Source organism: Neisseria perflava, assembly GCF_019334725.1.
GTDB lineage: Bacteria > Pseudomonadota > Gammaproteobacteria > Burkholderiales > Neisseriaceae > Neisseria > Neisseria subflava_A.
Window position 1 is genome coordinate 1,604,971 of sequence record NZ_CP079818.1, and the last position, 26,147, is coordinate 1,631,117.

Here is a 26,147-nt window from a genome sequence, read left to right on the forward strand (position 1 = left end):
AGACGGCCTGAATTGAATGCTACTTATTTCTTAGCAGCTTTCTTCACTTTAATCTTCACGCTTTTACCTTGAGCATTATTTTTACGCCCGGCTTTGACGGAAGCTGTTTTCGCCTGCGCTTTTTTCTTGCTTGCGGCTTTAGGTTTGCTTGGCTTAGTAGGCTTAGAGGCAGGTTTACTTTTCACCTTGCTCTTCTTTGCCTTCACAGGAGTAGCCAACGCTTCATCAATTTCTTTAGCCGAAAGTTTACGCTTACGCTTTTCGACAGGCTTGTCAGCAGCTGTCGGCTTACTCACAGGTTTCGCTTTTCTTCCGCCGCGTTTCTTACCGACTGAACCGCCGCTGATTAAGGTCAAATCAATCTTGCTGGTATCCAAATCGGCACGCGCGACTTTTACAGTAACCGTATCGCCCATATTGAAACGGACACCGCTGCGTTCGCCCTCAATTGCCATAATTTCAGGACGGAAGTTGAAATAATCCTCTCCCAAATCGCTGATGTGTACCAAACCGTCGATATGAATGTCGTCCAAGGTTACAAAAATACCGAAGCTTGTCATGCCCGAAATCTTACCACTAAAGACTTCGCCGACTTTGTCGCGCATATAATAAGTTTTCAGCCAGTTTTCCACATCGCGGCTGGCATCATCGGCTCGGCGCTCGCAGAAAGAGGTATGTACGCCCAAAGCCTGCCAGGTTTTATTGGGTTGATAAGTTTGTCCGTTCAATACAGCTTTGATGGCACGATGCACCGTCAAATCCGGATAACGGCGGATAGGCGAAGTAAAGTGTGCATATGCACCATAAGCCAAACCAAAGTGACCGTCGCAATGCGGCTCATAAACCGCCTGTTGCATAGAACGCAACATCATCACTTGCAACAGCTCCGCATCCGGACGGTTTTTAAATTGTTCGGCAAGCGCAGCATAGTCTTTCGGCGTCGGATTATCGCCGCCGCCCAAACTCAGACCCAGCAAACCAAGCTGCTCGCGTAAAGTAGCCAGTTTTTCGGGAGTCGGGCCCAAGTGATTGCGGAACAAAGCCGTATGTTTGTTTTTCAGCAAGAACTCTGCCGCGCAAACATTCGCCGCCAGCATACATTCTTCAATCAGCTTGTGCGCATCGTTGCGTACAACGGGAACAATCTTGTCGATTTTACCGTTGTCGTCGAAAATCATCTGGGTTTCAATGCTCTCAAACTCAACCGCGCCACGCTCGAAACGTTTTTTCTGCAAGATTTTGAATAATTTATACAGAGTATCGATTTGCGGTTTAAACGGATGATCCCGGCCGTCTGAAATCCAATCCCAAACTTGATTATAAGTCAGTCGCGCATGCGAACGCATTACTGCCGGATAGAAACGGTATTCCTTGATATTGCCGGCATAAGTAATCACCATATCGCACACCATACACAGGCGTTCGACATCAGGATTGAGCGAGCAGATGCCGTTGGACAAATTCTCCGGCAGCATCGGAATCACACGGCGCGGGAAATACACGCTGGTACTGCGTTCTTGAGCATCTACATCAATCGTGTCATCAGGGCGGACATAATGACTGACATCGGCTATCGCCACCACCAAGCGGTAATTGCGGCCGATTTTTTCGGCAAAAACCGCATCGTCAAAGTCCCGCGCAGTTTCGCCATCGATGGTTACCAGAGGCAAATCTCGTAGGTCCACGCGCCCTTTCAAGTCGGTTTTACGCACATGATCGGGAATTTTCTTCGCAGCTTTGACACACGCTTCGCTAAATTGGTGCGGCAAATGGTGCTTGCGCACGGCGATTTCGATTTCCATACCGCTGTCGGCATAATCACCCAATACTTCAATAATTTTCGCTACGGCAGGGCGGTTTTGCTCGGGGTAAGTCTCAATTTCACCAACAATGACTTGACCGGATTGCGGTTTAAAGCGCGCTACACTTTCAGGTTCCAAAACAATGCTTTGATTCAAACGTTTGTCTTCTGCCTCCAAAATCGCCACGCCGCGATCCATATAAAAACGGCCGACCACTTTAGACTGCGCACGCTCCACCACATCCAAAACCGTACCTTCGCGACGGCCTCTGCGGTCGATACCGGCAGGACGCACGGTAACAATATCCCCGTGCATCACGCCGCGCATCTGACGCTCATACAAGACGAAATCGCCCTCACCTGTCGGCGTAAGCGGCACGGCAAAACCAAAACCGTCTTTATGCGCTTCGACACGGCATTTAACCAATGCCAATTTTTCTGCCGCACACACCGCCCCACGTCGATTAATCAACACCTGGCCATCGCGTGCCATCGCTTTCAGACGGCGCTCGAAGAATTCATATTCATCTTCTGTAATCGACAATTCATGTGCCAAAGCTTCGATTTTTGTCGGCACACCTTTTTGTTCCAATAATTCAATGACCCATTCACGGCTGGGCAACGGATGAGCGTAACGTTGTTTCTCCCGCTCCAAATACGGGTCTTTTTCTCGTAAATTTAAAGATTTAGTATTTTTGTTCATTTTGATAGTTGACATTCTTTTTTTAAAATATATAATAGCTGCTTCTTCGCAGTTCAGGTATTCAACTGTACCTTAAATTGAAGAATAAAGCAAAGCCCAGGTGGCGGAATTGGTAGACGCGCTAGCTTCAGGTGCTAGTGTCCTCACGGGCGTGGAAGTTCGAGTCTTCTCCTGGGCACCAAATATTTTGGTACTTCTTTGCTTAAGAAAATTTAAATTGCCCAGGTGGCGGAATTGGTAGACGCGCTAGCTTCAGGTGCTAGTATCCTCACGGGTGTGGAAGTTCGAGTCTTCTCCTGGGCACCACTGATAAATCAATAAGTCAAGTTTTTACATTATTCTGATAACAAGTCAGGATAATAGTCCACAGAGAGGTGGATGAGTGGTTTAAGTCGCACGCCTGGAAAGCGTGTATACGTGAATAGCGTATCGAGGGTTCGAATCCCTTCCTCTCTGCCATAGATACTAAAGACACTAGCTAACGGTGTCTTTTTTCATATCTGCCCTTCTTAAAAATATTACATCACACTTTTATTTCCCTTACATTTATTTCCCTTACATTCTAATCAGAAACCTCCGACGCATTCTTGTCTTATACTAAACCGTAATGATTAAAGGCCGTCTGAAAGTTTTCAGACGGCCTCTTTCTTAAAATCTACCAAATCCCAAACCATTGTTTATCAGACTGCTTTTTATTGCCGTTCTGCTGCTCGTGGTTTTGACGGCGAAATTGCCAAGGTGCTTGCGGATTGTCTTTTTTCCATAAGCCTTTACGCTTTTCCTTGGCTTGTTTTTGTGCTGCCGAATAGTCGGTGTAAGCGGTTTTACTTTGTTGTTTTTTGGCATAACTTTCATAATGCCATGCGGCGCCATCCCGTATTTGCATCAAATTCAAATCAATCGTGCCGACTGATACTTGGGCAACTTCGCGCTGGTAGCGGTCGGCTTCAAACACGCGGACTTTGGCTTTTTTATGCAATGCTGCATCAATCAGATTGTCTCGTGATTGCGTACCATAAGCCTGGTTGATTTCCGGCGCATCGACATATGCCATGCGGATTTTGTGTTTCCTGCCGTCGCTATCGATAATGTGCATGGTATCGCCATCATGGATTTTGATGATTTTTCCGTTGTATGTGTAGGATTGTCGCGATGACTTTTGTTTTTGTTCCGGTTTGGGTTTAGCTTCGGCTTTAGTGTCAGATGTGGCTTTGACGACATTTTCACCCAGCCATTCATTGACCTTTTCTAAACCGATATTGTCGCCTTGTGCCAATGTTGCAGCAACGCTTACCCCTGTACGAATCACCTCAGTATCACGTGAACTGTAACCAAGTGCGCCCAAAACGGATACAACAACAGGCAACCATTTTATAATTTTACTGATTTGCATATTTTGCCAAATTGAAGGCCGTCTGAAAGACCTAATGCACTTTCAGACGGCCTTTTAAGATTGATTAATCTTCATTAATCCTGACAAGGCAGGATGACTTTTGCGCCTTCTGCCGTACCCAAAACCAACACATCTGCGGCATCGCGGGCAAAAATACCGTTTTCGAGTACGCCAGTGATTTTATTGATTTCGTCTTCCATTTTCAGGGCTTGGTCGATATTGAGGCCGTGAACATCAACGATTTGGTTGCCATAGAAAGTAGTATAGCCGACACGCAACTCAGGCTGTCCGCCCATGGCAAGCAGTTTGCGCGACACCAGCGAACGGGCATTTTCAACCACTTCTACCGGCAATGGGAATTTACCCAAACGAGAAACATATTTGCTTTCATCGGCGATACAGACAAATTTATCGGATGCGCTGGCCACGATTTTTTCGTTCAAATGCGCACCGCCGCCGCCTTTAATCATTTGCAGCGCGTGGTTGACTTCGTCTGCGCCGTCAACATAAATCGCCAATCCCATCACTTCATTCAGTGAAACTTCTGGAATCTCGTATTTTGCCAAAAGCTCGCTGGATTTTTTAGAAGTAGACACGGCACCCTTAATTTTCTTACCGCTTTTACCCAAAGCTTCAATAAAAAAGTTGATGGTAGAGCCGGTACCGATACCGATGTATTCGTTTTCAGGAACAAATTCCACCGCTTTTTCGGCGGCAATGCGTTTAAGTTCGTCTTGAGTTGCCATGTTGTCAGTCTTTCAGTTTGAATAATAAAGTAATTTTAAGCTCTTAGGCTTTAATCAGCAATACTGCCGCTTGCGCTTCAATGGCTTCCATACGTCCCAGATAGCCAAGTTTTTCGTTGGTTTTGCCCTTGATATTCACGCAGTTTGCAGGCAAACCCAAATCTGCGGCGATATTAGCGCGCATTGCCGGAATATGCGGCGCAAGTTTTGGCTTTTGCGCAATCACGGTCGTATCGACATTAACCACCTTCCAACCCAATTTCTGCACGCTTTGATAAGCCTCACGCAACAGCACACGGCTGTCGGCATCTTTGAACTCGGCGGCAGTATCAGGAAAATGGCTGCCGATATCGCCCAAACCGGCCGCACCCAACAGGGCATCGGTAATCGCATGCAAGAGCGCATCGGCATCTGAATGACCCAGCAAGCCTTTTTCAAACGGAATGTTGACGCCGCCGAGTATCAAATCTCGCCCTTCGACCAACTGATGGACATCGTAGCCCTGTCCGATACGGATATTCATGTTTGTTTCCTTAAATAATGGGTTTTGATTGTTCAGACGGCCTTGAGCAACAATCTGACAATGTATTCGTCTTGCGGCAGCGTCAATTTTAAATTGCGCGTATCGCCCTGCACCAAGCGTGGCCGGATACCCAGTTTTTCAACCGCTGACGCTTCATCCGTAATCTCACTTAAATCATCAACCGATAAAGCACGGTGTAATAAGGCCGTCTGAAAAAGCTGCGGCGTTTGCGCCTGCCATAATCCTGCGCGCGCAACGGTTTCATCAATATGATGATTGCCGTCTGAGCGCTTGAGCGTATCGGCCACCGGTATGGCCAAAATACCGCCTTCATCATTCTCACCCGCCTCATCAAGCAAACGCGTTAACGCTTCGGCAGGCAGGCAACAGCGTGCAGCATCATGAACCAAAATATTGTCTTGCGCCTCGGCCAAACCTTGCTCCAATAAAACGGACACACCATTGCGTACCGTTTCGGCACGACTTGCGCCGCCTACTCGAAAAACGCGCACTTTCTCAGACAGGGCCGTCTGAAAAACCGAATCTTCCGGCAAAAGAATAACGGCAATTAAATCTATGCGGGAGTGTTGCTCAAAAATTTCTATGGTATGTTGCAATACGGTTTTACCATTTATTTCAACATATTGTTTTGGTTTTCCTGCACCAAATCGCGCTCCCACACCGGCAGCAGGAATCAAAGCGATATTGCGGCGTATCATGCTGACGCTCCGGCATTAGCCTCATCAGAAGTTTCGGCCTTGCGCCATACACACGCTTCGCCCAAATCGTCCAAATATTTTTCATGTGCCGCCAGCTCGTCCGCATTGGCTTTGATGACTTTCAACTGCGAGGTACGTTTGGTTTCCGCAATAACGGTTTGTTTGACTTCGCCCTCTTCTTCCGTCTCACCGCCCATCAGATCGAACTGCTGACGCGTCATGGCAAGATAGACTTCACCCAAAAGCTCGCAGTCGATTAGAGCGCCGTGCAAAACCCGTTTGCTGCGGTCAACGGAAAAGCGGTTACACAACGCATCCAAGCTTGCCTTTTGTCCCGGAAACATTTCACGTGCCATAGCCAGCGTGTCGGTCACTTTACAACCCAGTTCCTCAATAGAAGGCAAGCCCATGCGGCGAAATTCCATATTCAGGAAGCCGACGTCAAACTTGGCATTATGGATAATCAGCTCTGCACCACGTATAAAGTCAGCAATCTGTTTACCCACTTGGGCAAACGGCGGCGCATTCTTCGCTTCCAATACTTCAATCGTCAAACCATGCACCTTCGCCGCTTCCTCCGGCATATCGCGTTCGGGATGGATATATAAATGAAGGTTGGAGTCGGTCATTTGGCGGTTGATCATTTCCAAGCCGGCAAATTCGACCAGACGGTCGCCGTTTTCAGGATAAAGACCCGTGGTCTCCGTATCGAGGATAATCTGACGTTGGCTCATGGTTAGTGGTTTCTGCAATTATCAAAACGTCCTGAATCATACTGAAGGCCGTCTGAAATGTATAGTCAGCAAAACTTTAGCTGCTTTTGCAATACCCTTTTATTGCTGGATTTTTTCAGACGGCCTTTATTCTTTTTTCATCTAATGACCATCTATTACGACATTTTTGAGTAGAAAACCCAATTTCTAAAAAATTTTTTAAATTTAATTTCTTTAATAATTAATATCTTACGTATAAATTAAATAATAGGAACAATTATCATTTGCAAATTTAAAAAATCGCCGTATAATACAACCCATCGAAACAAAACAACCGCACAACAGAATGAAAGGAGAAGAAAATGCCCGAAAGTATTTTTAAGCAAGTCTCCCTTGATATTCTGAGACTGCACCAACAAGCCATCCGCTCTTTGATCGCCACCAAGTGTTGCGATGAATGCGAAGTACATGACGCAGTATTCATTACTTTAGATGGCCGATATTATGTTTGGCTCCCTTGTATGGGCAAATCGCCCCAATCAGAAACCGGTATCCTGCTGATTGAAGATGAAGACGGCAATACACGCTTGAGCTGGGTTGCCGATACACGCGAAGTCAAGCAAAAAGACAGTCTGTACAACCGCGTTGTTTCCGCCCTGCAAAGAAAAATGCAGCGCACGAAAAACAAATTTATCCAGTCGGCAAACGCCCGATTGCTTGAGCTGACGCCTCAGCAAGGCCGTCTGACGACAAACAGCAAAGATTTCTCGCTTTCACCACATGACTTGATGAAAGCACTTTATCCGGCAACACATCAAATAGGAGAATTTGCCCTGTAACAGTTTTTGGTAGTGGTTTGTGTTCCTTTTGCGCCCCTTAAAATTTTAAAGGGGCGATTTTTTTACCCCTACTTTTCAGACGGCCTAAACACCGGTTTTCCAGTACAATAAAGGCCGTCTGAACATTTCCTACTTTTCAACCATGCAACTGCTCAAATACATCCAATCGCAAGGCCTCGGCAGCCGCAAGCAATGCCAATGGCTGATAGACAATGACTGCATTGCCATCAACGGCGAAATCCATAATCGTGCCAAAGACGATATTGATCCGTCTCAAGTGCACACCCTGTCTGTTGACGGCGAAGAAATTGCCGCCGTCCCCATGCCCTATTTTTATATCCTGCTTCATAAGCCTGCAGATTACGAGACTTCGCACAAACCTCAGCAATATCCAAGCATCTTCAGCCTTTTTCCCGACCACATGCGCAATATCGATATGCAGGCAGTCGGCCGCTTGGATGCAGACACAACCGGCATTATTCTGATTACCAACGACGGCCAATTTAACCACCGCGTTACCTCGCCCAAACACAAAGTTCCGAAGCTCTACCGCGTCACTTTGAAACATCCTGCCGACGATACCCTTTGCACTGCGCTGAAAAACGGCGTCCTCCTGCATGACGATAATGAAACCGTCGCCGCGGCCGAAGCAGTATTGACCGACCCAACCACATTGATGATGACCATTACCGAGGGTAAATACCATCAGGTCAAACGCATGGTTGCAGCCGCAGGCAACCGTGTCGAGCAGCTCCACCGTGAGAAATTCGGCAACTGGAATGTCGATGATTTAGCCGCCGGAGAATGGAAATTTATCCAAATCTAAAAAAATTCCAAATTTTTTCGATAAATTTTTAAACAATATGGATTTTTTATTTATTTAAAATCAAACATCTAAACCTTATTATTTTTATTTAACAGAATTTAACACTGTGAAGACTGAACTATTGTATAATTCGCCTGTCTGAGTAACACTTGCTTCGAAAGAAGTGAGTAAGTGAGTAAGACGTTTTCCCCGTAATGTGTTTGGCCATCTATACTTTCCCCTTAGTATAGATGGTTTTTTTTATCTAAAATTTGGCAACCAAACGAATGTACTTTCAGACGGCCTTTCTCATCTAAAGAAGCCATCATTGCTAGACCTCATCTCCCACTCATTAACTTGCCATTACTCCTTTTCTCTTTCTCGTCTCTTCCGCATCAATCTGTGCCATTCCCATTTCAGGCAAATCGTTTTATAGAAAGAAAACCTATCGGCGACTATCCAAGCTAAGGTTACAGGATGTTATTAGACAGCCTTAGATAAATACCATCTTTGTTGCCGACATACTCTTGAAAGCACACTTTGGTGCTATCCAATATCCTCACAACAACCCTTTCCCATATCCCACTTTTCAGACGGCCTTTATCGTTACGGCTCTTTCAATCATTCATATCGCTTCAGCCAAATTCTCTGTTTTCAGGTTTCAATACCAATCAAACCAGATAAATCCACTAAAAATTCTTCATTACATGGTTTTTTTAACCAATTTTCTTTTCAGACTTTAGTCAAGATTCGTTAAATCTTTGCGGTAAAATGTTGTCTTTGTTTTTATGCATCTGAGTATTTATGTCTTCCAATCAACCCCGTCAAACCTGGTCCAACCGTTTGACTTACATCCTTACCGTTGCCGGCGCGACTGTCGGCTTTGGCGCAACATGGCGTTTCCCGTATTTGGTTGGTGAAAACGGCGGCGGCGCGTATGTGTTTTTGTTCTGTATCGCCATGCTGGTCATCGGTATTCCAATGATTTTGGTGGAAAATGTCATCGGTCGCCGCAAAGGCGTGAACGCGCTGGATGCGTTTGGCGGCACAATGAATGGCAAACCCGTTGCCAAAGTTTGGAAATTGGTCGGTTGGATGGGCCTGCTCGGCGCATTCGGCATCATGGCCTATTACATGGTGCTCGGCGGCTGGGTTATCAGCTACATCGTCAATATCATCGGCGGTAATTTGGACATTTCCAGCCCTGTTTCCGGCGAAGTCACCAAAAGCTTCTTTACCGAACACATCGAAAACAGCCCTTGGGAAATTGCTTTCTACACCTTCCTATTTGTGGTTGTGAACCAATGGATCTTGGTCAAAGGCGTGATCGGCGGTATTGAAAAAGCGGCAAAATACCTGATGCCTTTGCTGTTTTTATTCCTGATTGCCATGGTTGTGCGCAACGTTACCCTACCGGGCGCAATGGAAGGCATTACCTTCTATCTGAAACCTGACTTCAGCAAAATTACTGCCGAACTGTTCGTCTTCGTTTTAGGACAAGTGTTCTTCGCCTTGAGCTTGGGTTTCGGCGTGATGATTACATTATCCAGCTATCTGGATAAAAATGAAGATCTGGTTCAGACGGCCGTAATTACCGCGATTACCAACACTTTGATTGCCGTGTTGGCCGGCTTTATGATTTTCCCTTCCCTCTTCAGCTTTGGCGTTGCCCCTAACTCCGGCCCGACGTTGGTGTTCCAAAGCCTGCCGATCGTGTTCTCCAATATGTGGGCAGGCCCCGTGTTTGCAGTAATTTTCTTCTCACTGCTTCTGATTGCCGCGCTGACCACTTCTCTGACCATTTATGAAGTGTTGATTACAACTATTCAGGAGAAAACCAAAATCCGCCGCGCAGCCGCGATTACCATCGTACTGGCAGGGATTTTTATCTTCGGCAATATCCCGTCCATCTTGAGCTACGGCCCATGGAAAGATATTTCCGTGTTTGGTAAAAACATTTTTGACGCCTTTGACTATATCAGCGGCAACATCCTGTTTATGCTGACCGCACTTGGCTCTGCCTTATTTGTTGGCTTCGTGATGAAAGATGAAGCGAAGGACGAATTGCTCTACAAAGGCAACCATACCACCGTCAATATCTGGTTTGCCTATGTGAAATACCTCGTGCCGTTGGTGATTCTGCTGATTTTCATCAGCAACCTGTTCTGATAAACAAACATATAAAAAGGCCGTCTGAAATGTTCAGACGGCCTTTGTTTTGACTATGCTTTATTCAGCCCAGTTTTTCTTCTTACTGGTTTTACCGATACCAGGGTTGAAGCTGTTGGTCGGATCAAGTTTTTTATAGAACTGTTTCAGCGCAGGCTTGGCTTCATACAGATGACCGACATTGTGTTCGGCAGGATATTGCGCACCACGTTGGTCAAGCAGATGGAGCATTTCATGTTCCAAGGCCATGCAGTCGTTGCCTTTTTTAATGATGTAGTCCTGATGGAACACATGACACATAAAATGTCCGTAATACAATTTATGGATGATTTTATTGTCGATTTCCGGCGGCAGTGTTTCAAACCAATCACGGTCATCACGGCGCAAGGCAATATCGAGCGCAACTAAATCTTCTACCTCATCATCATGCACGGCACGATAGCGGATCGCGGCAGAAGCCACGGCGAAACGATGCAACATGGCCGCCTGCGTTTCTTCGGCATTACATTCAAAGAATGCGCCACCATGAGTTGCAAAATATTCCTTCAAGAAAGCACGCGCCTCTTCTACGCCCTCGCCACCCATTTTTAAAATCAGGTGATGTTCATATTTATCCCGATAGTTGCGCATAGACTTCGGCAAGTGATCGGGCAAAATCTTACTGATCAGTTGCATGAATTTATCAGAGAAGTGTTTTGGTAAGAAACTTATCTTTTTGCTGAATCTATCCACACGGGCTTTCAGATCAAACAGTTTCGGAAGTTGGTGGGTACCGAACGTCTTGATGATATAAAAAGTATCTTTACCATAAACGGCAGCAATATCAAAAGCATGACGATGGATATACTCACCGGAAATAGGCAGGTTTTTAAACTCGCTCAAAGCGGCACGACGAATATCGGTCAGCTCATTAATATCATTGGTGCCGATATAGAAGACGGCAGTCTGTTTTTCTTGCGGGAACGTATCCAAGCGTACGGCAAACACCATCAGCTTGCCCGCGCAACCTGATGCTTCGTAGTGACGCGCAGGGTCGGCATTAAAACGGGCGGCAGTCGGTTCATTCACTTGGCGGACATGATCGCAGTACGCATGGTCATGCCCTTTGCCGGCATCTTGCGCAATGTCTTTTCGCTGATAATGGAAACCTTGCAAGTTGGTCAAAATTTCTTCAGGGGTTTCGCCCAAATCAATGCCCAAATGGTTGACCAGCTCCAGTTTGCCCTCTTCGTTGATTTGCGCAAACAGGGCCATTTCCGTATAAGCCGGGCCACGCTGTACCAGTGCGCCACCCGAGTTATTACATACGCCACCCAATACAGATGCGCCGATACAGGACGAACCGATCACTGAGTGCGGCTCACGGCCTAAAGGTTTCAGCAGCAGCTCCAATTGATTCAAGGTAGAACCGGGCAGGCAGACAACCTGTTCGTTATTGTTGATCGGCTGAATGATGTTCAGACGCATGGTATTCACAATCACGATATCGCGGTCGTAATCATTGCCGTCAGGAGTCGAGCCGCCAGTCAAACCGGTATTGGCGGCCTGCGTAATCACGATAACATCAGCCTCAACACACGCCTGCAAGATTTGCCACATTTCCAAAACCGTACCCGGACGGACAACAGCTAGCGCCTTGCCCTCGCCAAAACGGTAGCCTTGACGGTATTGTTCAGTTTTTGCCGGGTCTGTGATGATATATTTTTCGCCGACGGTTTGCGTCAGCCGACTGATTAATTGTGTAGCATTCATTGCATACTCCTTGAGAAATGAATATATTTATTAAATTACAAATATTGTAGTAATCCCTTTTATCAAAGTAAAGGCAAACTCATTTTTAAATTCATCATTCAAATAAACAAAAGGCCGTCTGAAATTTTCAGACGGCCTTTTGTTTCAAGCTTGCACAATCAAATTATTCAGCTGCTTTCTCTTCGCGAGCAGGAGCTTCTAGCAAAGCTTTGATAGACAGGCGTACTCGGCCGCGATCGTCTACTTCCAATGCTTTCACGTTCACAACCTGACCTACTTGCAGGTAGTCGCTGACATTGCGTACGCGCTCGTGGGCGATTTGGCTGATGTGTACCAAACCGTCTTTGCCCGGCATCACGCTGACAATCGCACCAACGTTGTTGTCGAGGATTTTAACCACAGTACCTTCGTACACTTTGCCCACTTCCACTTCGGCAGTGATTTCTTCGATACGTTTTTTCGCTGCATCGCCTGCTTCTTGAGTAGTCGCAGCGATAGTGATGGTACCGTCTTCAGCGATGTTGATTTCAGTACCGGTTTCAGCAGTAATCGAACGAATAGTTTCACCGCCTTTACCAATCACATCACGGATTTTGTCTTGGTTGATTTTCATGGTGAACAAGCGTGGCGCGTGTGCAGACAGTTCTTGCGGGCCTGCAACAGCGGCTTTCATCTGATCCAAGATGTGCAAACGTGCTTCTTTGGCTTGAGCCAAAGCGATTTGCATGATTTCTTTGGTAATACCTTGGATTTTGATGTCCATTTGCAGTGCGGTCACACCTTCGGTTGTACCGGCTACTTTAAAGTCCATATCGCCCAAGTGGTCTTCGTCACCCAAGATGTCGGTCAGGACGGCAAATTTGTTGTTGTCCAAAATCAGACCCATGGCGATACCGGCAACGTGTGCTTTCAAAGGCACACCGGCAGACAACAGGCTCAGGCAGCCGCCGCAGACGGAAGCCATAGAGGAAGAGCCATTGGATTCGGTAATTTCAGAAACCACGCGCATGGTGTAGCTGAAATCTTCAGGTTCCGGCAATACGGCCAACAATGCACGTTTAGCCAAGCGGCCGTGACCGATTTCACGACGTTTTGGCGCACCTACGCGACCCACTTCACCGGTAGAGTATGGTGGAAAGTTGTAGTGCAGCATGAAGCGGTCGGTGTATTCGCCGGACAGTGCATCAATGATCTGCTCGTCGCGTGAAGTGCCCAAAGTTGCAACCGCCAAAGCTTGGGTTTCGCCACGGGTAAACAGTGCAGAACCGTGAGTGCGCGGCAATACGCCGGTTTGAATGTTCAACGGACGAACAGTGCGGGTGTCGCGACCGTCGATACGCGGTTGGCCGTCCAAAATTTGGCTGCGGACAACATCGGCTTCCAAGTGTTTGAAAATGCCTTTGATTTCGTTGGCTGCCAAAGTGTCGGTTTCTTCGGTAATCAACGCTTCTTTTACAGCATTCCAAGCTTCGTCCAATTTGGCAGAACGCGCTTGTTTTTGACGGATTTTGAACGCTTCTTTAATGGTTTCGCCGGCAATTTCGCGTACTTTTGCAACCAATTCTTCATTGGTTTCAGGTGCTTTCCAATCCCAAACTTCCGGATTAACTTCGTCGGCAAACTCATTGATGGCATTAATGGCCACTTGCATTTGATCATGACCGTAAACAACCGCACCCAGCATCACTTCTTCAGACAAGATGTCGGCTTCGGATTCCACCATCAACACGGCTTTAGAAGTACCGGCAACAACCAAGTCCAATTGTGATTTAGCCAATTCGGCTTTAGTCGGATTCAAAACGTACACGCCGTTTACATAACCTACGCGTGCCGCGCCAATCGGACCGGCAAACGGTACGCCGCTCAACACCAGCGCGGCAGATGCACCCAACATTGCAGGAATGTCAGAATCAATTTCAGGGTCAACAGACACCACCATCGCTACGATTTGGATGTCGTGATAGAAACCTTCAGGGAACAAAGGACGAATCGGACGGTCGATCAGACGGCTGGTCAGGATTTCTTTTTCGCTTTGTTTGCCTTCGCGTTTGAAGAAACCGCCGGGGATTTTCCCTGCTGCGTAAGTACGCTCAAGGTAATCGACAGTCAGAGGAAAGAAGTCTTGGCCTTCTTTCACTTCTTTGTTGGTAGTCACAGCAACCAAAACAACGGTGTCGCCCATGGATACTTTAACGGCAGCAGCGGCTTGGCGGGCGATTTCGCCGGTTTCCAAAGTAACGGTTTGATTACCGTATTGGAAGGTCTTAACGTGTTTATTGAACATTATTGTTCCTTTCAAAATACCGCACTGCTAAAACACTAATAATGCACACTAAAATCCGAATGTGCATAGTTAGGGTTTCAGACCGTGCGGCAGGTTATAAACAAGCTTTCAGACGGCCTTTAAGGCGCTGAAAACAACTCTCGATTATAAAGGCAACCATCCTTAAAATCCAGTATTTATACAATAAAAAGGCCGTCTGAAACATATCCTTTTCAGACGGCCTTCAAACTTAAAAATCAATCCTGAGTCAGCAAAGTCAATGCTTCCTGATATTTTTCGACTGTTTTTTGAATCACATCGGCAGGCACTTTAGGCGCAGGCGCTTTTTTATTCCAACCGCTTTGCTCCAGCCAGTCGCGGACAAATTGTTTGTCAAAAGACGGCGGATTGGTGCCGACTTTGTATTGGTCTGCAGGCCAAAAACGACTGGAGTCAGGCGTTAATACTTCGTCCATCAAAGTCAGCGTACCTTCTTCATCCAAACCAAATTCAAACTTGGTATCGCAAATGATAATACCGCGAGATTTCGCATATTCGGCCGCTTCTGTATAAAGCTGAATCGCTTTGGCGCGCACCTCCGCCGCCAATTCTTTTCCGATAATGCGTTCGCATTCTTCAAAGCTGATGTTTTCATCATGATCGCCAACTGCGGCTTTGGTCGATGGCGTAAAAATCACTTCGGGCAACTGTTGCGCTTCCTGCATACCTTCGGGCAGTTGAATACCGCAAACAGAGCCTGTCTTTTGATAATCTTTCCAACCGCTGCCTGCCAGATAACCGCGCACAATAGCCTCCACTTTCACCGGAGTGAGTTTTTTAGCCACGACGGCGCGTTTCTCTAAAACTTTAGCTTCGTTTTCAGGCAAAACATCGTAAACCGTATGGCCGGTAAAATGGTTAGGCATGATATGAGCCAGTTTTTTAAACCAAAAATTGGAAATCTGCGTCAGAATCTCCCCTTTACCCGGAATCGGGTCATCCAAAATCACATCGAATGCAGACAGACGGTCGGAAGCAACCATCAGCATACGTTTATCGTCAATTTCGTACAAATCGCGGACTTTGCCGGAGTAGATTTTTTTCAAGCTGATTTCAGACATTTCAGGTATCTCTTTAGTAGACAGAAGAATGCGGTATTTTAGCCCAATTTGGAATTTTTCGTCAGATTGTTTACAAAATAAAGGCCGTCTGAAACCTTATATTTTGGTTTCAGACGGCCTTATCCGTTGATTTCAGAGAAAAACCCTGAAAATCACCATCCTATCAGATTACAGAAACTTGAGTCTGATCTTGGATGTGGTTTACAGCAGACAGAGAGTAGTAGTCGCCGTGGCCAGTTACTTGGTAAGTGCTACCGTCAGCAAACTTGAAGTTTTCAACTTTGTGATTGTTACCAGTGAACCAGTCGTCGATGGTGATGCTGTCGTTAGTACCGACAGAAACAGTCAGATTAGCACCTGATTTGCTCAGCAATACGTCAGAAGCTGCAACGCCTTTACCGAACAACAGGGTGTCATTACCGCTTTCTTCACGGATAGTATCATGACCGTAACCTTTGTCGAAGAAGTAAGTGTCGTTACCGGTACCACCGATCAGGATGTCGTTGCCGACACCACCGTCGAGGTAGTCGTTACCGTCTTTGCCAACCAGGCAGTCGTCGCCGGCCAAACCGTACAGATGGTTGTTGCCGCCGTTACCTTCGATGTTGTTGTTCAAAGAGTTACCGGTACCGTTCAGGTTTTGCATACCTTGCAAGAACAGGTTTTCAACGTGATCGGTCAAGGTGTAGTCAATAACGGTACGAACAGTATCGATACCGGCTTGTGCATTGCCGTACTCGATAACTTGGTCGTTGGCATTGTCAACGAAATAAACATCGTTACCGTCGCCACCGCGCATGATGTCAGCACCTGAACCACCGTTCAGGTAGTCGTTACCGGCACCACCTTGCAGGTAGTCTTTACCTTCTTCACCGTACAGAGAGTCACCGTCGGCATCACCGTAAATGGTGTCGTTACCAGCACCGGCGTAGATTACGTCTGTGCCGTTGCCACCGTAGATGATGTCTTCGCAAGCAGTACCATAAATGGTATCTTTAGCATCAGTACCGCGGATAACGTTGCCGTCTTTGCAGTCTTCAGCACGGATGACATTACCTGGGTTTTTATCTTCGTGACCGTATGAGTTGTTTTGGTTATGATCGTCAACACAGTCTTTGCAGTCTGGCTCTGGCTTAGGCTCAGGTTTTGGCTCTGGCTTAGGCTCAGGTTTTGGTTCTGGTTTAGGCTCAGGTTTTGGTTCTGGCTTAGGCTCAGGTTTTGGTTCTGGCTTAGGCTCAGGTTTTGGTTGAGGTTTTGGTTCTGGTTGCGGTTCTGGTTGTGGCTCAGGTTTAGGCTCAGGTTTAGGTTGAGGTTTAGGCTGAGGTCGTGGTTTTGGTTGTGGTGGTGTCGGTTTGATTGGATCACAGTTGTAAGGTGGGCAAACCGGAACACATTTGTAAACGGTGGTTTTTGCTGGTGGGCAGAAAGCCGCAATAGCAGAAACCAAACCAGTTACCGCATTAACTACTGACACGCCGACGCTGGCAATGCTAGCGATGCTGCCGATAGAAACAGAAGATTTTGCTGCAGGAGCGCAGTAGTAAGATGAGAAGGAAGCCTTAGGCGCAGGAGCGCAGTAAGAACTAACCAGGGGTCTAGCATAATACCCCCCGTAACAGTATGCCATAATAATTACTCCCAAAATAGTTAATAAAGATATTGAGCTGACGGAACGAGCAAATTCCGCCCTTGCTCAATTATTATTTTAGTAATATTTTGCAAAATATTTACTCAAAAATATCAAACGGTAGAATTTGCCGATAAAAGGACGGAGTTTCGCCTGTTTTTAAATTCCATTATCCTAGCAACAATAAAAACATTAACATTGATTCACATTCTCTCAAACAGCATAGATCCTTTATCTATCTTATTAAAAGCTGAACTTTAACTCTAGTTATAGTAAACAAACATAATACCAATAAATGGTTATTATTATGGATAGATAATATCGATAATTTGCCCAAATACAGCCGCCTCTGCATTTTGTTCTACGCCAATAATGTGAATTTGTCGTATTTACACTATAATGACACGAATACCTATTTAACAGCTATCAGAGGAGATACTCAACCATGCGTACTTTATTGACCGGAGCCAAAGGTCAGCTTGCCCGTTGTCTGCGCGACCGCCTGCCCGAAGATTGGGAACTGATTGCTACCGACTCTACTTCGCTAGACATTACCGATACCGAAGCCGTGCATCATATGATTAAAAACTTCCAACCAGATGCCATCGTTAATGCCGCAGCTTACACTGCCGTCGATAAAGCAGAAGAAAACGCAGAGGCTGCTTTTGCCGTCAACGCAACTGCTGTTCACAACCTGGCCGCAGCCGCCCGCGCCGCACACGCCCGCTTTATCCATATTTCCACTGATTATGTATTCGACGGCGAAGGCAAACGCCCTTACCGCGAAACCGACTATACCAATCCGCGCAGCACTTACGGTCAATCCAAAGTAGCAGGCGAACTTTTGGCTTTAGCCGCGCATCCGGAAAGTACAATCGTCCGTACTTCATGGCTGTTTAGCGAATACGGCAGCAATTTCGTCAAAACCATGCTGCGCCTTGCCAAAGAACGTGATTCCCTCTCCATTGTTCACGACCAAACCGGCTGCCCGACTTATGCAGGCGACTTGGCTCACGCCATCATCAGTTTACTGCAACAGCCCACTTCCCCACGCGGCATCTTCCATTACTGTGGCAACAAATCGGCAACATGGTACGAATTTACCAAAGCCATCTTTCAGACGGCCCACCAATTAGACGACAGCTTCCGCATTCCGGAACTGAACGCGATTACCACCGAACAATACCCCCTGCCCGCTCCGCGTCCGGCATACAGCATTATGGATTGCTCACGCCTAGAGACCGAGTTTGGTATCAAACCGTCCGACTGGCAAAGAGCCCTGCGCGAAATTCTCCGCAAAATTGACTGATAAGCTGATCCATCTATATCAAGGCCGTCTGAAAACATATTTTCAGACGGCCTCTTTGTTTCTTTTATATCAAATGCTTTATCTATCCAGTCTGTCATTTGAAAAGTGCTACAATAGCCGTTTATTTTATTTTTCAGACGGCCTGACAATATGTGCAACCATCATCCCAAATATTCACACGATAATGACACCATCCGCATCCGCGGCGCGCGTACACATAATTTAAAAAATGTCGATTTGGACATTCCGCGCCACAAACTCGTGGTGGTAACAGGATTGTCAGGCAGCGGCAAATCGTCGCTGGCGTTTGATACTTTATATGCCGAAGGCCAACGCCGTTATGTTGAGAGCCTTTCCGCCTATGCCCGTCAGTTCTTACAGATGATGGACAAACCCGATGTCGATTTGATTGAAGGCTTGTCGCCTGCAATTTCCATCGAGCAGAAATCCACCAGCCACAACCCGCGTTCCACCGTCGGCACGGTAACGGAAATTCACGACTATTTGCGCCTTTTGTACGCACGCGTCGGCACACCCTACTGCCCCGAACACAAGCTGCCGCTGTCGAGCCAAACCGTATCTCAGATGGTCGATGCCGTCTTGAAGCTGCCGGAAGACACGCGCGTGATGATTCTGGCGCCGGCGGTGCGTGAGCGTAAGGGCGAGTTTGTCGATTTCTTTGCCGACTTGCAGGCGCAAGGCTTTGCGCGTGTACGCGTGGACGGCGAGGTCTATCAGCTTGACGAAGTACCGAAGCTGGAAAAAAACATTAAACACAACATCGACGTCGTCATCGACCGCGTGAAAGTGAAGGCGGACATCAAGCAGCGGCTGGCAGAAAGTTTTGAAACCGCGCTACGCCACGGCAACGAGCGCGCGTTGGCGATGGAAATGGACAGCGGCGAAGAGCATTGGTTCTCCGCGCGTTTTGCCTGCCCCGTATGTTCGTACAGTCTGCCCGAATTAGAGCCGCGCCTGTTTTCCTTCAACAACCCGATGGGCTCCTGCCCAACTTGCGACGGCTTGGGCAATACCAACTTCTTTGATCCTGAAAAAGTGGTCGCGCATCCCGAATTATCCTTAGCCGCAGGCGCGATTGACGGCTGGGACAAGCGCAACCAGTTCTATTTCCAAATGATTCAGTCGCTGGCGCGGCATTATGGTTTCGATGTGCAGGCTGCTTGGGAAACACTGCCTGAAAAAGTCAGAAAAGTTGTCTTGCACGGCTCGGGCAAAGAAGTCATTGATTTTACTTACCTGTCCGAACGCGGCACCACCTTCAACCGCAGCCACGCCTTCGAAGGCATCATCCCCAATCTCGAACGCCGCTACCGAGAAACCGACAGCGAAACCGTGCGCGAAAAACTACGCGAATACCAAAACCACCGTGCCTGCCCAAGCTGCGGCGGCGCACGTTTGCGCAAAGAAGCGCGCTACGTTTACGTCAGCGGCGAACCATTGCACGAAGTCTCCGCCTGGCCGCTGACCAAAACCCACCAATTTTTTGAAACGCTGGATTTGGACGGCAACAAAAAACAAATCGCCGAAAAAATCCTCAAAGAAATCACCGAACGCCTTGGCTTCCTGATTAACGTCGGGCTGGATTACCTGAACTTGAGCCGCTCCGCCGAAACCCTTTCCGGCGGCGAAGCCCAGCGCATCCGCCTCGCCAGCCAAATCGGCAGCGGCCTGACCGGCGTAATGTACGTTTTGGACGAACCCTCCATCGGCCTGCACCAGCGCGACAACGACCGCCTGCTCGCCACCCTCAAACGCCTGCGCGATTTGGGCAACAGCGTGATTGTGGTCGAACACGATGAAGACGCCATCCGCGAAGCCGATTTCGTGGTCGATATGGGCCCCGGCGCGGGCGAACACGGCGGCAACGTACTAATTGCCGACACGCCCGAAAACGTCGCCAAATGCGAAAATTCCGTTACCGGACAATACCTCAGCGGCAAAAAATCCATCGCCGTGCCGTCTGAACGCACGCCCGTCAATCCCGACAGAATGCTCGTCCTCAAAGGCGCGCGCGGCAACAACCTCAAAAACGTTACCCTTGAGCTGCCGCTCGGTTTGATTACCTGCATCACCGGCGTATCCGGCAGCGGCAAATCCACCCTGATTAACGACACCCTCGCCAAAATCACCGCCCGCGAACTCAACCGCGCCCAAGAAGAACCCGCCCCATACGACGACATCCACGGCCTCGAACACCTCGACAAAGTCATCAACGTCGACCAATCCCCCATCGGCCGCACCCCGCGCTCCAACCCCGCCACCTACACCGGCCTGTTCACCCCCATCCGCGAACTCTTCGCCGGTGTACCCCTCTCCCGCGAACGCGGCTACAACGTCGGCAGATTCTCCTTCAACGTTAAAGGCGGCCGCTGCGAAGCCTGCCAAGGCGACGGCGTGATTAAAGTCGAAATGCACTTCCTGCCCGACGTGTACGTCCCCTGCGAAGTCTGCCACGGCAAACGCTACAACCGCGAAACCCTCGAAATCCAATACAAAGGCAAAAACATCAGCCAAGTCCTCGACATGACCGTCGAAGAAGCCCGCGAATTTTTCGACGCCGTCCCCACCGTATCGCGCAAACTGCAAACCCTGATGGACGTAGGCCTCGGCTACATCCGCCTCGGCCAGTCCGCCACCACCCTCTCCGGCGGCGAAGCCCAGCGCGTCAAACTCGCCTTGGAACTCTCCAAACGTGACACCGGCAGAACACTCTACATCCTCGACGAACCGACCACTGGCCTGCACTTCGCCGACATCGCCCTGCTGCTGGAAGTCATAGGCCGTCTAAAAGGCAAAGGCAACTCGATAGTGATTATCGAGCATAATCTGGATGTGATTAAAACTGCGGATTGGATTGTGGACTTGGGGCCGGAAGGGGGCGATGGGGGTGGTACAATTATTGCGGAAGGGACGCCGGAGGATGTGGCAAAGGCAAAAATCAGTTATACTAGCAAATATTTAAGTGAAGTAGTAAAGTAATAAATTAAAAATTAGGAAGATTCATGTTAATTAATTTTTCAGTATCAAATTATTTATCATTTAAAGGTAAACAGTCATTTAGCATGATTAGTCAAAGTTACGAACAAGAGTTTTTTATAGAAGATCATATATTAAAATCGTCTATTTTGTTTGGAGCTAATGCTGCTGGAAAATCAAATTTAATCTCAGCTATTGGATTATTTAGAGAAATTATTTTATCTGCCAATAAAGAATTAGAAAAAAACATTCTTGACCAGGTGATTCCATTTTTACTAGATAATAAATCAAAAGAACAGCCAACTGAATTTGAAATTACTTTTCTTGCAGAAAATGATCTATTATATAAATATGGGATAAAAGTATCTAATGGAATAATTTTCAGAGAATGGCTTTATTTCTCAAATAACGAAATTAAGCTTAATGAGGTGGAACTCTTTCAGCGTGAAGGTAACAAACTTACCTATATTAATGAAGAGTTATTTCCAGAAGCTAAGAATTTTTACAATGAAGAAAAGTATTTAATACAAACAAAGGAAAATGTTCCCTTTATTACTGATATGGCAGGAACAAGTTCTAAACATTCTTTGGCAATCATCAATTGGTTAAAAAAACTGAAAATTTTATCTGGTTTAAGTGATGATGGTTTTATTCAATATAGTCTGAAACTGCTGGAAAAAAACAAGGATTTTTCCATATGGATACAGGAATTTTTATCAAGTGTAAATATTAATAAAATTAAATTTGTAGATAAAGAGGTTGTTTTAGAGGAAAAAGTTAAAGCTATTAATTCGCTTATTCAGCTTGTAGATAAAATTGATAAAGATAAATTATCGAAAGAACAAGAAGATAATTTAATGCTCTTATCAAAACTTACTGACTTTCTAAATGTTGTTAACTCTCAAAATAAAAAAAATACGGCTTCAACACATGAGAAAATCGTAGAAGTAATTAAAAATATCGATGGTGATGAATATCATATACCTTTACATTTAGAATCTTCGGGAACTAAAAAGCTTATTGCTCTCTTGGGGCCTATTTTTGACTCTATTGAAAAAAATCATGTACTAGTTATTGATGAAATTGATGCTAAATTTCACACATTGTTAATGAAAAAATTCTTCTCTATTTTTCTTAGGGATACGAAGAAGTGTCAATTAATAGCTACTGCTCAAGATACTAATTTAATCAGTAAGGATATTTTTAACAGGGATCAAATTTGGTTTGTCAATAAAGATGAATTTGGTGAAAGTGAGTTATATTCATTAATTGAATTTAAAGAGAGTGCATTATCAGACGAGAGTTATGAAACTAGGTATTTAAAAGGCGCATTTGGAGCAGTTCCATTATTTCCAGATTATGCGACTATTGAAAATTTAATGGAGTAATTAGCTAAATGATACAACAACGAAAAACTGGTAATCGAACAGAAAATCCAAGTTCTCCTGAAAGTACATCAGTTTTAATTAGTTGGATACATTATAAGGGGAATGATAAAAAAAATGGTCAGTTAATTTCGGAATGGGAAAAAGATGGTTCATTGCTGATGAGTCTTTTTAAAGTAATTGACACTATCCAATCAAGTAAATTACAAGAATTAATAAACAAGGGATTTATTAATTTGTATGGAAAATTTCCTGAAAATAGAAAGACTGATTTTTCATGCCCTCCTGATTTAAATATGACAGACAATTGGGGGGTTATCAAAAAAATCCATCAGCACTCTCGTGTAGCTGGTTTCTTTAAAAATGGATATTTTTATATTGTTTTTTTGGATAGGGAACACAAATTTTATAAATCAAGTCGTTTCCATAAATGTTAAGCAAGCATACAAGCATAGGTTAGGTCCGGATTCAATAAACTATTAAATCCACCTGTTTTGTTGAGCAAGCCGTAGCCTGCATACCCCCCTCCGCGTGCGTGGCCATGCTACACACTCTACCAGCGAATCATACGGAACTTCAAAATATTAAAGTATCAAGCATTGTTGTTTAATTTAATTAAAATCATACAGTTGAAAGAGTCAGTCTATCTAAATATCCTAAAGGCCGTCTGAAATTTCAGACGGCCTTTGCTTTTTAAGTAATCCTTTTTTCAACGATTACGCCGCTTTACGGTGATAATGTCTGAGCGCGTGTTCTTTGCGACGACCGCTACTGAATGCTGATACGCGTTTCAGATAACCGATCACTCGGGTGCCGTAGTCAATATCGTGGCTACCGCAGGCGGAACAGGCGTGCAAGGTGCGTTTGTCGATGTGGCCGCATTCGTTGCAGATGGTGATGCGCACGTTCACGCAGAAGTAGTTGCAGCCGGTTTGTGCGGCAATGTCCAAGAGCGAGCGGTAGCCGGATTCGGGTAGGGCTTCGTCGAGGTTCAGGTGCAGCGCGGAGCCGCCGTCGAGCCAGTCCACTAGTTCTTTGCCGTGCAGCAGGAATTTGTCGAGCGCGTTGATTTCTTCGTCTTCAACGACGTAGAAATAGGAGTTGTAGCATTCGCGGCTGACTTGGTAGCCGTCGGCTTTGTCCCATTTGGCGTTTTTCACGCCGAGGTTTTCGGCGGGAACAAACTCGGTGTTGAACTTCACGCCGTAGTGTTTGCTGGCGGCTTGGTTGGCGTCAAATATGGTTTTCAGACGGCCTTGAACAAAGTTGATGTAGTCGTCGTTGTAGCCGACCTTGATGCCTTGCGATTCGGCGGCTTCCGCCATACCGTTGATACCGATGGTGAGGAACTGTTTGTCCAGCGTGATAAAGCCTGCATCGTATACGGGCAGCATTCCGGCGGCTTGGTATTCTTCCATCAGTTTGCGGTAGGCGTATTGGTATTTGTGGATTTTGGCGACTTCAGCGGCAAGGTCGCGCCCGTCTTGTTCCAGCCGGTTCATGTTGATGGTGATGACGTTGATGGAACCGGTCGCCACGCCACCCGCGCCGAGTGTGTAGCTGAAGGTACGGTCTTCGATGGCATTGCGCAGGCGGCAGCAGGAAGCAAGCGAGTCGGGGTTGTCGGAAAGATAGACGAAGAAGGAATTGCCTTCCGCCAACTCTTTCGCCATTACGTCAGCGAACACGGTGTCTTTGCATTTGCCGCCATCGGTCAGCATCGCGGCGGTAACGACAGGGAAGGTCAAAACGGCTTTGGTGCGTTCCTGATTGAACCATTTGAGGAAGAAGTTTTGCAGCTTCGCCACACTCGCCCACACCGGTTTGCTGAAATCGGGGAAGACGAAATCGCCAAACATCGCGTCGAAATAGTATTGATCGTAAACGGAAATATTCCAGAATACGCTCTGATAGCCTCGCGCGGCGGCGGGCTGGTTGATGCTGTACACCACCTGCTGCATGTGGTTGGCGATTTCTTTGCCGTGGGTTTCCAAATAATTGTCGCCGTAGTCTTTACGGGCGAAGTAGTCGAAATAAGTCAGAAATTCCACCGTCGCCACCGCGCCGGCAAACTGCGCGCTGATGGCAAACACAAGGTTGATAAACGAGCCGCAAAACGAAGCCAGATGCTGCGGCGCCTTAGATTCGCCGCCGAGTTTGCTTAAGCCGTCGAGCAGGAAAGGATACAGCGTAACCGACACACAGTAAGGCTTGAGGCTGGTTTCGTCATGCACATAAATCTCATGTGCCTCAATCTGCCGGATGTATTCGTCGGCGACGGATTGGTCGAAAATTTCGGCGATTTTGCGCGACACTTGGGCACGGTTAATCTGCACGAAAAAGTCTTTCATGATTTCCGCTTCCATCGTGGCGATGTTTTTTTGCGTTACGTTGGCATTGGCATCCATTTTCGAGCCGTCCGCCGCGTTTTGCGCGCTGATGTAGTCGCGCATGAATTGTAGTTTTCCGTTTAACTGTTCGGGATGCAGCCGAATCATGTTAATTCTCCTGTATGGTTTGGTTGATTTATCAAGTAATGACGGTCAGGCCGTCTGAAACATCGCTGTCAGCGAATACAATAAATTCAATTTAAATCAGTGCAATACAGCATTGAGCTAAATTGAAGCCACTGGAAAAACTTTGGGCGCGGGTTTGTCTTTGACAAACAAGCGGTTCAACACCTCGCCCGTACGCAAATCGATAAACTTCTGATTGGTGGTCGGGCTGTCCAAACCGCCCAGCTCCATCTGCCAACGGCCGGTTTTCAGATACGTCAGATAAGGCAGGATGCCGTCTGAAACCGTCTCCAGCTCCTCGCGATCCAAGCCAGTGTACAAACAGGCTTTCAAACCTTCCTGAGCAACAATAGCCAGCATTTTCTGTAAGGCTTTCGGTTGCCATTCCCCGCCCATAAACAACACGCAGCTAATTAGCCCGCGATAGCGTTTCAGACGGCCTTTTAAATAATCCTCGGTCAATTCCGTGCCAATACCCTCTTTCCATGTATCGGCACTGTGGCAACCTTTGCAACGCAACGGACAACCGGAAAACAGAAACGCCAGCGACACTTCACCCGGCACTTCCTGCCAGACAATTTGTTCAACTGTAAATTTCAAGCTACTCATTGCAATACTATAAAACACAATATATGGTGCAAATTAAAACACAAGACTACTAGATATGGTATTTTTATTTAACAATGTATTTTACCCATACAATAGATTTTTATTATTTATCTGATTGTCTATTACTATAAAATAGTAGTTTTAAGCCAATAAAAAG

At 46.6% G+C, this 26,147-nt stretch carries 19 protein-coding genes and 3 tRNA genes; 10 read left to right on the forward strand and 12 right to left on the reverse strand.

The window, feature by feature from the left end; all coding sequences use genetic code 11:
* Positions 1–23 precede the first annotated feature (23 nt).
* A complete protein-coding gene (gene rnr, locus LPB400_RS07665; RefSeq protein ID WP_107792097.1) occupies positions 24–2,504 on the reverse strand; it encodes a ribonuclease R in 2,481 nt (826 codons plus the stop codon).
* A 94-nt stretch (positions 2,505–2,598) separates the two neighbouring features.
* On the opposite strand from rnr, the gene LPB400_RS07670 reads away from it, so the two are divergent.
* The 3 genes from LPB400_RS07670 to LPB400_RS07680 all read left to right on the forward strand — a co-directional run bounded on the left by LPB400_RS07670 (position 2,599) and on the right by LPB400_RS07680 (position 2,963).
* Positions 2,599–2,685 (forward strand) — tRNA-Leu (locus LPB400_RS07670).
* A 38-nt stretch (positions 2,686–2,723) separates the two neighbouring features.
* Positions 2,724–2,810 (forward strand) — tRNA-Leu (locus tag LPB400_RS07675).
* Between the two features lie 62 nt (positions 2,811–2,872).
* Positions 2,873–2,963 (forward strand) — tRNA-Ser (locus LPB400_RS07680).
* Between the two features lie 196 nt (positions 2,964–3,159).
* Here the strand turns inward: LPB400_RS07680 and LPB400_RS07685 are convergent.
* The 5 genes from LPB400_RS07685 to dnaQ form a co-directional block, all read right to left on the reverse strand.
* Positions 3,160–3,897: a thermonuclease family protein gene (locus tag LPB400_RS07685; RefSeq protein ID WP_107792049.1), complete on the reverse strand. Its 738-nt coding sequence runs from the start codon at positions 3,895–3,897 to the stop codon at positions 3,160–3,162.
* A 74-nt stretch (positions 3,898–3,971) separates the two neighbouring features.
* Positions 3,972–4,643 carry a ribose-5-phosphate isomerase RpiA gene (rpiA, locus tag LPB400_RS07690; protein WP_070460799.1) on the reverse strand — a complete coding sequence of 224 codons (672 nt, stop codon included), beginning with the start codon at positions 4,641–4,643 and terminating at the stop codon, positions 3,972–3,974.
* 43 nt (positions 4,644–4,686) lie between these two features.
* A complete protein-coding gene (gene ispF, locus LPB400_RS07695; protein WP_070460801.1) occupies positions 4,687–5,166 on the reverse strand; it encodes a 2-C-methyl-D-erythritol 2,4-cyclodiphosphate synthase in 480 nt (159 codons plus the stop codon).
* Positions 5,167–5,198: 32 nt separating this feature from the next.
* Positions 5,199–5,885: a 2-C-methyl-D-erythritol 4-phosphate cytidylyltransferase gene (ispD, locus tag LPB400_RS07700; RefSeq protein WP_070460803.1), complete on the reverse strand. Its 687-nt coding sequence runs from the start codon at positions 5,883–5,885 to the stop codon at positions 5,199–5,201.
* Complete coding sequence (dnaQ, locus tag LPB400_RS07705; RefSeq protein WP_070460805.1) at positions 5,882–6,619, reverse strand: DNA polymerase III subunit epsilon; 738 nt, start codon at positions 6,617–6,619, stop codon at positions 5,882–5,884. The genes ispD and dnaQ overlap by 4 nt, the downstream gene beginning before the upstream one ends.
* A gap of 341 nt (positions 6,620–6,960) precedes the next feature.
* Between dnaQ and LPB400_RS07710 the strand changes: the two genes are divergently transcribed.
* The 3 genes from LPB400_RS07710 (at position 6,961) to LPB400_RS07720 (ending at position 10,411) form a co-directional block, all read left to right on the forward strand.
* Positions 6,961–7,437, forward strand: coding sequence for a hypothetical protein (locus LPB400_RS07710; protein WP_049348077.1), 477 nt, complete (start codon positions 6,961–6,963; stop codon positions 7,435–7,437).
* A 142-nt stretch (positions 7,438–7,579) separates the two neighbouring features.
* A complete protein-coding gene (locus LPB400_RS07715; RefSeq protein ID WP_070843460.1) occupies positions 7,580–8,263 on the forward strand; it encodes a 16S rRNA pseudouridine(516) synthase in 684 nt (227 codons plus the stop codon).
* 783 nt (positions 8,264–9,046) lie between these two features.
* The gene (locus tag LPB400_RS07720) at positions 9,047–10,411 is read left to right on the forward strand and encodes a sodium-dependent transporter (protein WP_070712712.1); all 1,365 of its coding nucleotides are present in this window, start codon (positions 9,047–9,049) and stop codon (positions 10,409–10,411) included.
* 60 nt (positions 10,412–10,471) lie between these two features.
* On the opposite strand, the gene dld is transcribed toward LPB400_RS07720, so the two are convergent.
* From dld to LPB400_RS11070, 4 genes are all read right to left on the reverse strand, one after another.
* Positions 10,472–12,163, reverse strand: coding sequence for a D-lactate dehydrogenase (dld, locus tag LPB400_RS07725; RefSeq protein WP_219088621.1), 1,692 nt, complete (start codon positions 12,161–12,163; stop codon positions 10,472–10,474).
* A 163-nt stretch (positions 12,164–12,326) separates the two neighbouring features.
* A complete protein-coding gene (gene pnp / locus LPB400_RS07730; protein WP_003683274.1) occupies positions 12,327–14,447 on the reverse strand; it encodes a polyribonucleotide nucleotidyltransferase in 2,121 nt (706 codons plus the stop codon).
* A gap of 236 nt (positions 14,448–14,683) precedes the next feature.
* A complete protein-coding gene (locus tag LPB400_RS07735; protein WP_070460812.1) occupies positions 14,684–15,547 on the reverse strand; it encodes a phosphoribosylaminoimidazolesuccinocarboxamide synthase in 864 nt (287 codons plus the stop codon).
* Positions 15,548–15,710: 163 nt separating this feature from the next.
* Positions 15,711–17,174, reverse strand: a complete 1,464-nt coding sequence (locus LPB400_RS11070) for a calcium-binding protein (protein ID WP_225905471.1) — start codon at positions 17,172–17,174, stop codon at positions 15,711–15,713.
* Between the two features lie 445 nt (positions 17,175–17,619).
* On the opposite strand from LPB400_RS11070, the gene rfbD reads away from it, so the two are divergent.
* From rfbD to LPB400_RS07760, 4 genes are all read left to right on the forward strand, one after another.
* A complete protein-coding gene (gene rfbD / locus LPB400_RS07745) occupies positions 17,620–18,483 on the forward strand; it encodes a dTDP-4-dehydrorhamnose reductase (protein ID WP_070460814.1) in 864 nt (287 codons plus the stop codon).
* A gap of 150 nt (positions 18,484–18,633) precedes the next feature.
* Positions 18,634–21,483, forward strand: a complete 2,850-nt coding sequence (uvrA, locus tag LPB400_RS07750; RefSeq protein WP_219088623.1) for an excinuclease ABC subunit UvrA — start codon at positions 18,634–18,636, stop codon at positions 21,481–21,483.
* A 23-nt stretch (positions 21,484–21,506) separates the two neighbouring features.
* Positions 21,507–22,868: an AAA family ATPase gene (locus LPB400_RS07755; RefSeq protein ID WP_070590879.1), complete on the forward strand. Its 1,362-nt coding sequence runs from the start codon at positions 21,507–21,509 to the stop codon at positions 22,866–22,868.
* Between the two features lie 8 nt (positions 22,869–22,876).
* Positions 22,877–23,302, forward strand: coding sequence for a hypothetical protein (locus LPB400_RS07760; RefSeq protein ID WP_070590877.1), 426 nt, complete (start codon positions 22,877–22,879; stop codon positions 23,300–23,302).
* A 279-nt stretch (positions 23,303–23,581) separates the two neighbouring features.
* Here the strand turns inward: LPB400_RS07760 and nrdD are convergent, their stop codons facing one another.
* A complete protein-coding gene (nrdD, locus tag LPB400_RS07765; protein WP_219088625.1) occupies positions 23,582–25,363 on the reverse strand; it encodes an anaerobic ribonucleoside-triphosphate reductase in 1,782 nt (593 codons plus the stop codon).
* A 117-nt stretch (positions 25,364–25,480) separates the two neighbouring features.
* Positions 25,481–25,990, reverse strand: a complete 510-nt coding sequence (gene nrdG, locus LPB400_RS07770) for an anaerobic ribonucleoside-triphosphate reductase activating protein (protein ID WP_219088627.1) — start codon at positions 25,988–25,990, stop codon at positions 25,481–25,483.
* Positions 25,991–26,147 lie beyond the last annotated feature (157 nt).

Bases quoted from the DNA above. Each gene is read 5' to 3' on its own strand.
- rnr (WP_107792097.1), bottom strand. From the start codon at position 2,504: ATGAACAAAAATACTAAATCTTTAAATTTACGAGAAAAAGACCCGTAT.
- LPB400_RS07685 (WP_107792049.1), bottom strand. From the start codon at position 3,897: ATGCAAATCAGTAAAATTATAAAATGGTTGCCTGTTGTTGTATCCGTT.
- rpiA (WP_070460799.1), bottom strand. From the start codon at position 4,643: ATGGCAACTCAAGACGAACTTAAACGCATTGCCGCCGAAAAAGCGGTG.
- ispF (WP_070460801.1), bottom strand. From the start codon at position 5,166: ATGAATATCCGTATCGGACAGGGCTACGATGTCCATCAGTTGGTCGAA.
- ispD (WP_070460803.1), bottom strand. From the start codon at position 5,885: ATGATACGCCGCAATATCGCTTTGATTCCTGCTGCCGGTGTGGGAGCG.
- dnaQ (WP_070460805.1), bottom strand. From the start codon at position 6,619: ATGAGCCAACGTCAGATTATCCTCGATACGGAGACCACGGGTCTTTAT.
- LPB400_RS07710 (WP_049348077.1), top strand. From the start codon at position 6,961: ATGCCCGAAAGTATTTTTAAGCAAGTCTCCCTTGATATTCTGAGACTG.
- LPB400_RS07715 (WP_070843460.1), top strand. From the start codon at position 7,580: ATGCAACTGCTCAAATACATCCAATCGCAAGGCCTCGGCAGCCGCAAG.
- LPB400_RS07720 (WP_070712712.1), top strand. From the start codon at position 9,047: ATGTCTTCCAATCAACCCCGTCAAACCTGGTCCAACCGTTTGACTTAC.
- dld (WP_219088621.1), bottom strand. From the start codon at position 12,163: ATGAATGCTACACAATTAATCAGTCGGCTGACGCAAACCGTCGGCGAA.
- pnp (WP_003683274.1), bottom strand. From the start codon at position 14,447: ATGTTCAATAAACACGTTAAGACCTTCCAATACGGTAATCAAACCGTT.
- LPB400_RS07735 (WP_070460812.1), bottom strand. From the start codon at position 15,547: ATGTCTGAAATCAGCTTGAAAAAAATCTACTCCGGCAAAGTCCGCGAT.
- LPB400_RS11070 (WP_225905471.1), bottom strand. From the start codon at position 17,174: ATGGCATACTGTTACGGGGGGTATTATGCTAGACCCCTGGTTAGTTCT.
- rfbD (WP_070460814.1), top strand. From the start codon at position 17,620: ATGCGTACTTTATTGACCGGAGCCAAAGGTCAGCTTGCCCGTTGTCTG.
- uvrA (WP_219088623.1), top strand. From the start codon at position 18,634: ATGTGCAACCATCATCCCAAATATTCACACGATAATGACACCATCCGC.
- LPB400_RS07755 (WP_070590879.1), top strand. From the start codon at position 21,507: ATGTTAATTAATTTTTCAGTATCAAATTATTTATCATTTAAAGGTAAA.
- LPB400_RS07760 (WP_070590877.1), top strand. From the start codon at position 22,877: ATGATACAACAACGAAAAACTGGTAATCGAACAGAAAATCCAAGTTCT.
- nrdD (WP_219088625.1), bottom strand. From the start codon at position 25,363: ATGATTCGGCTGCATCCCGAACAGTTAAACGGAAAACTACAATTCATG.
- nrdG (WP_219088627.1), bottom strand. From the start codon at position 25,990: ATGAGTAGCTTGAAATTTACAGTTGAACAAATTGTCTGGCAGGAAGTG.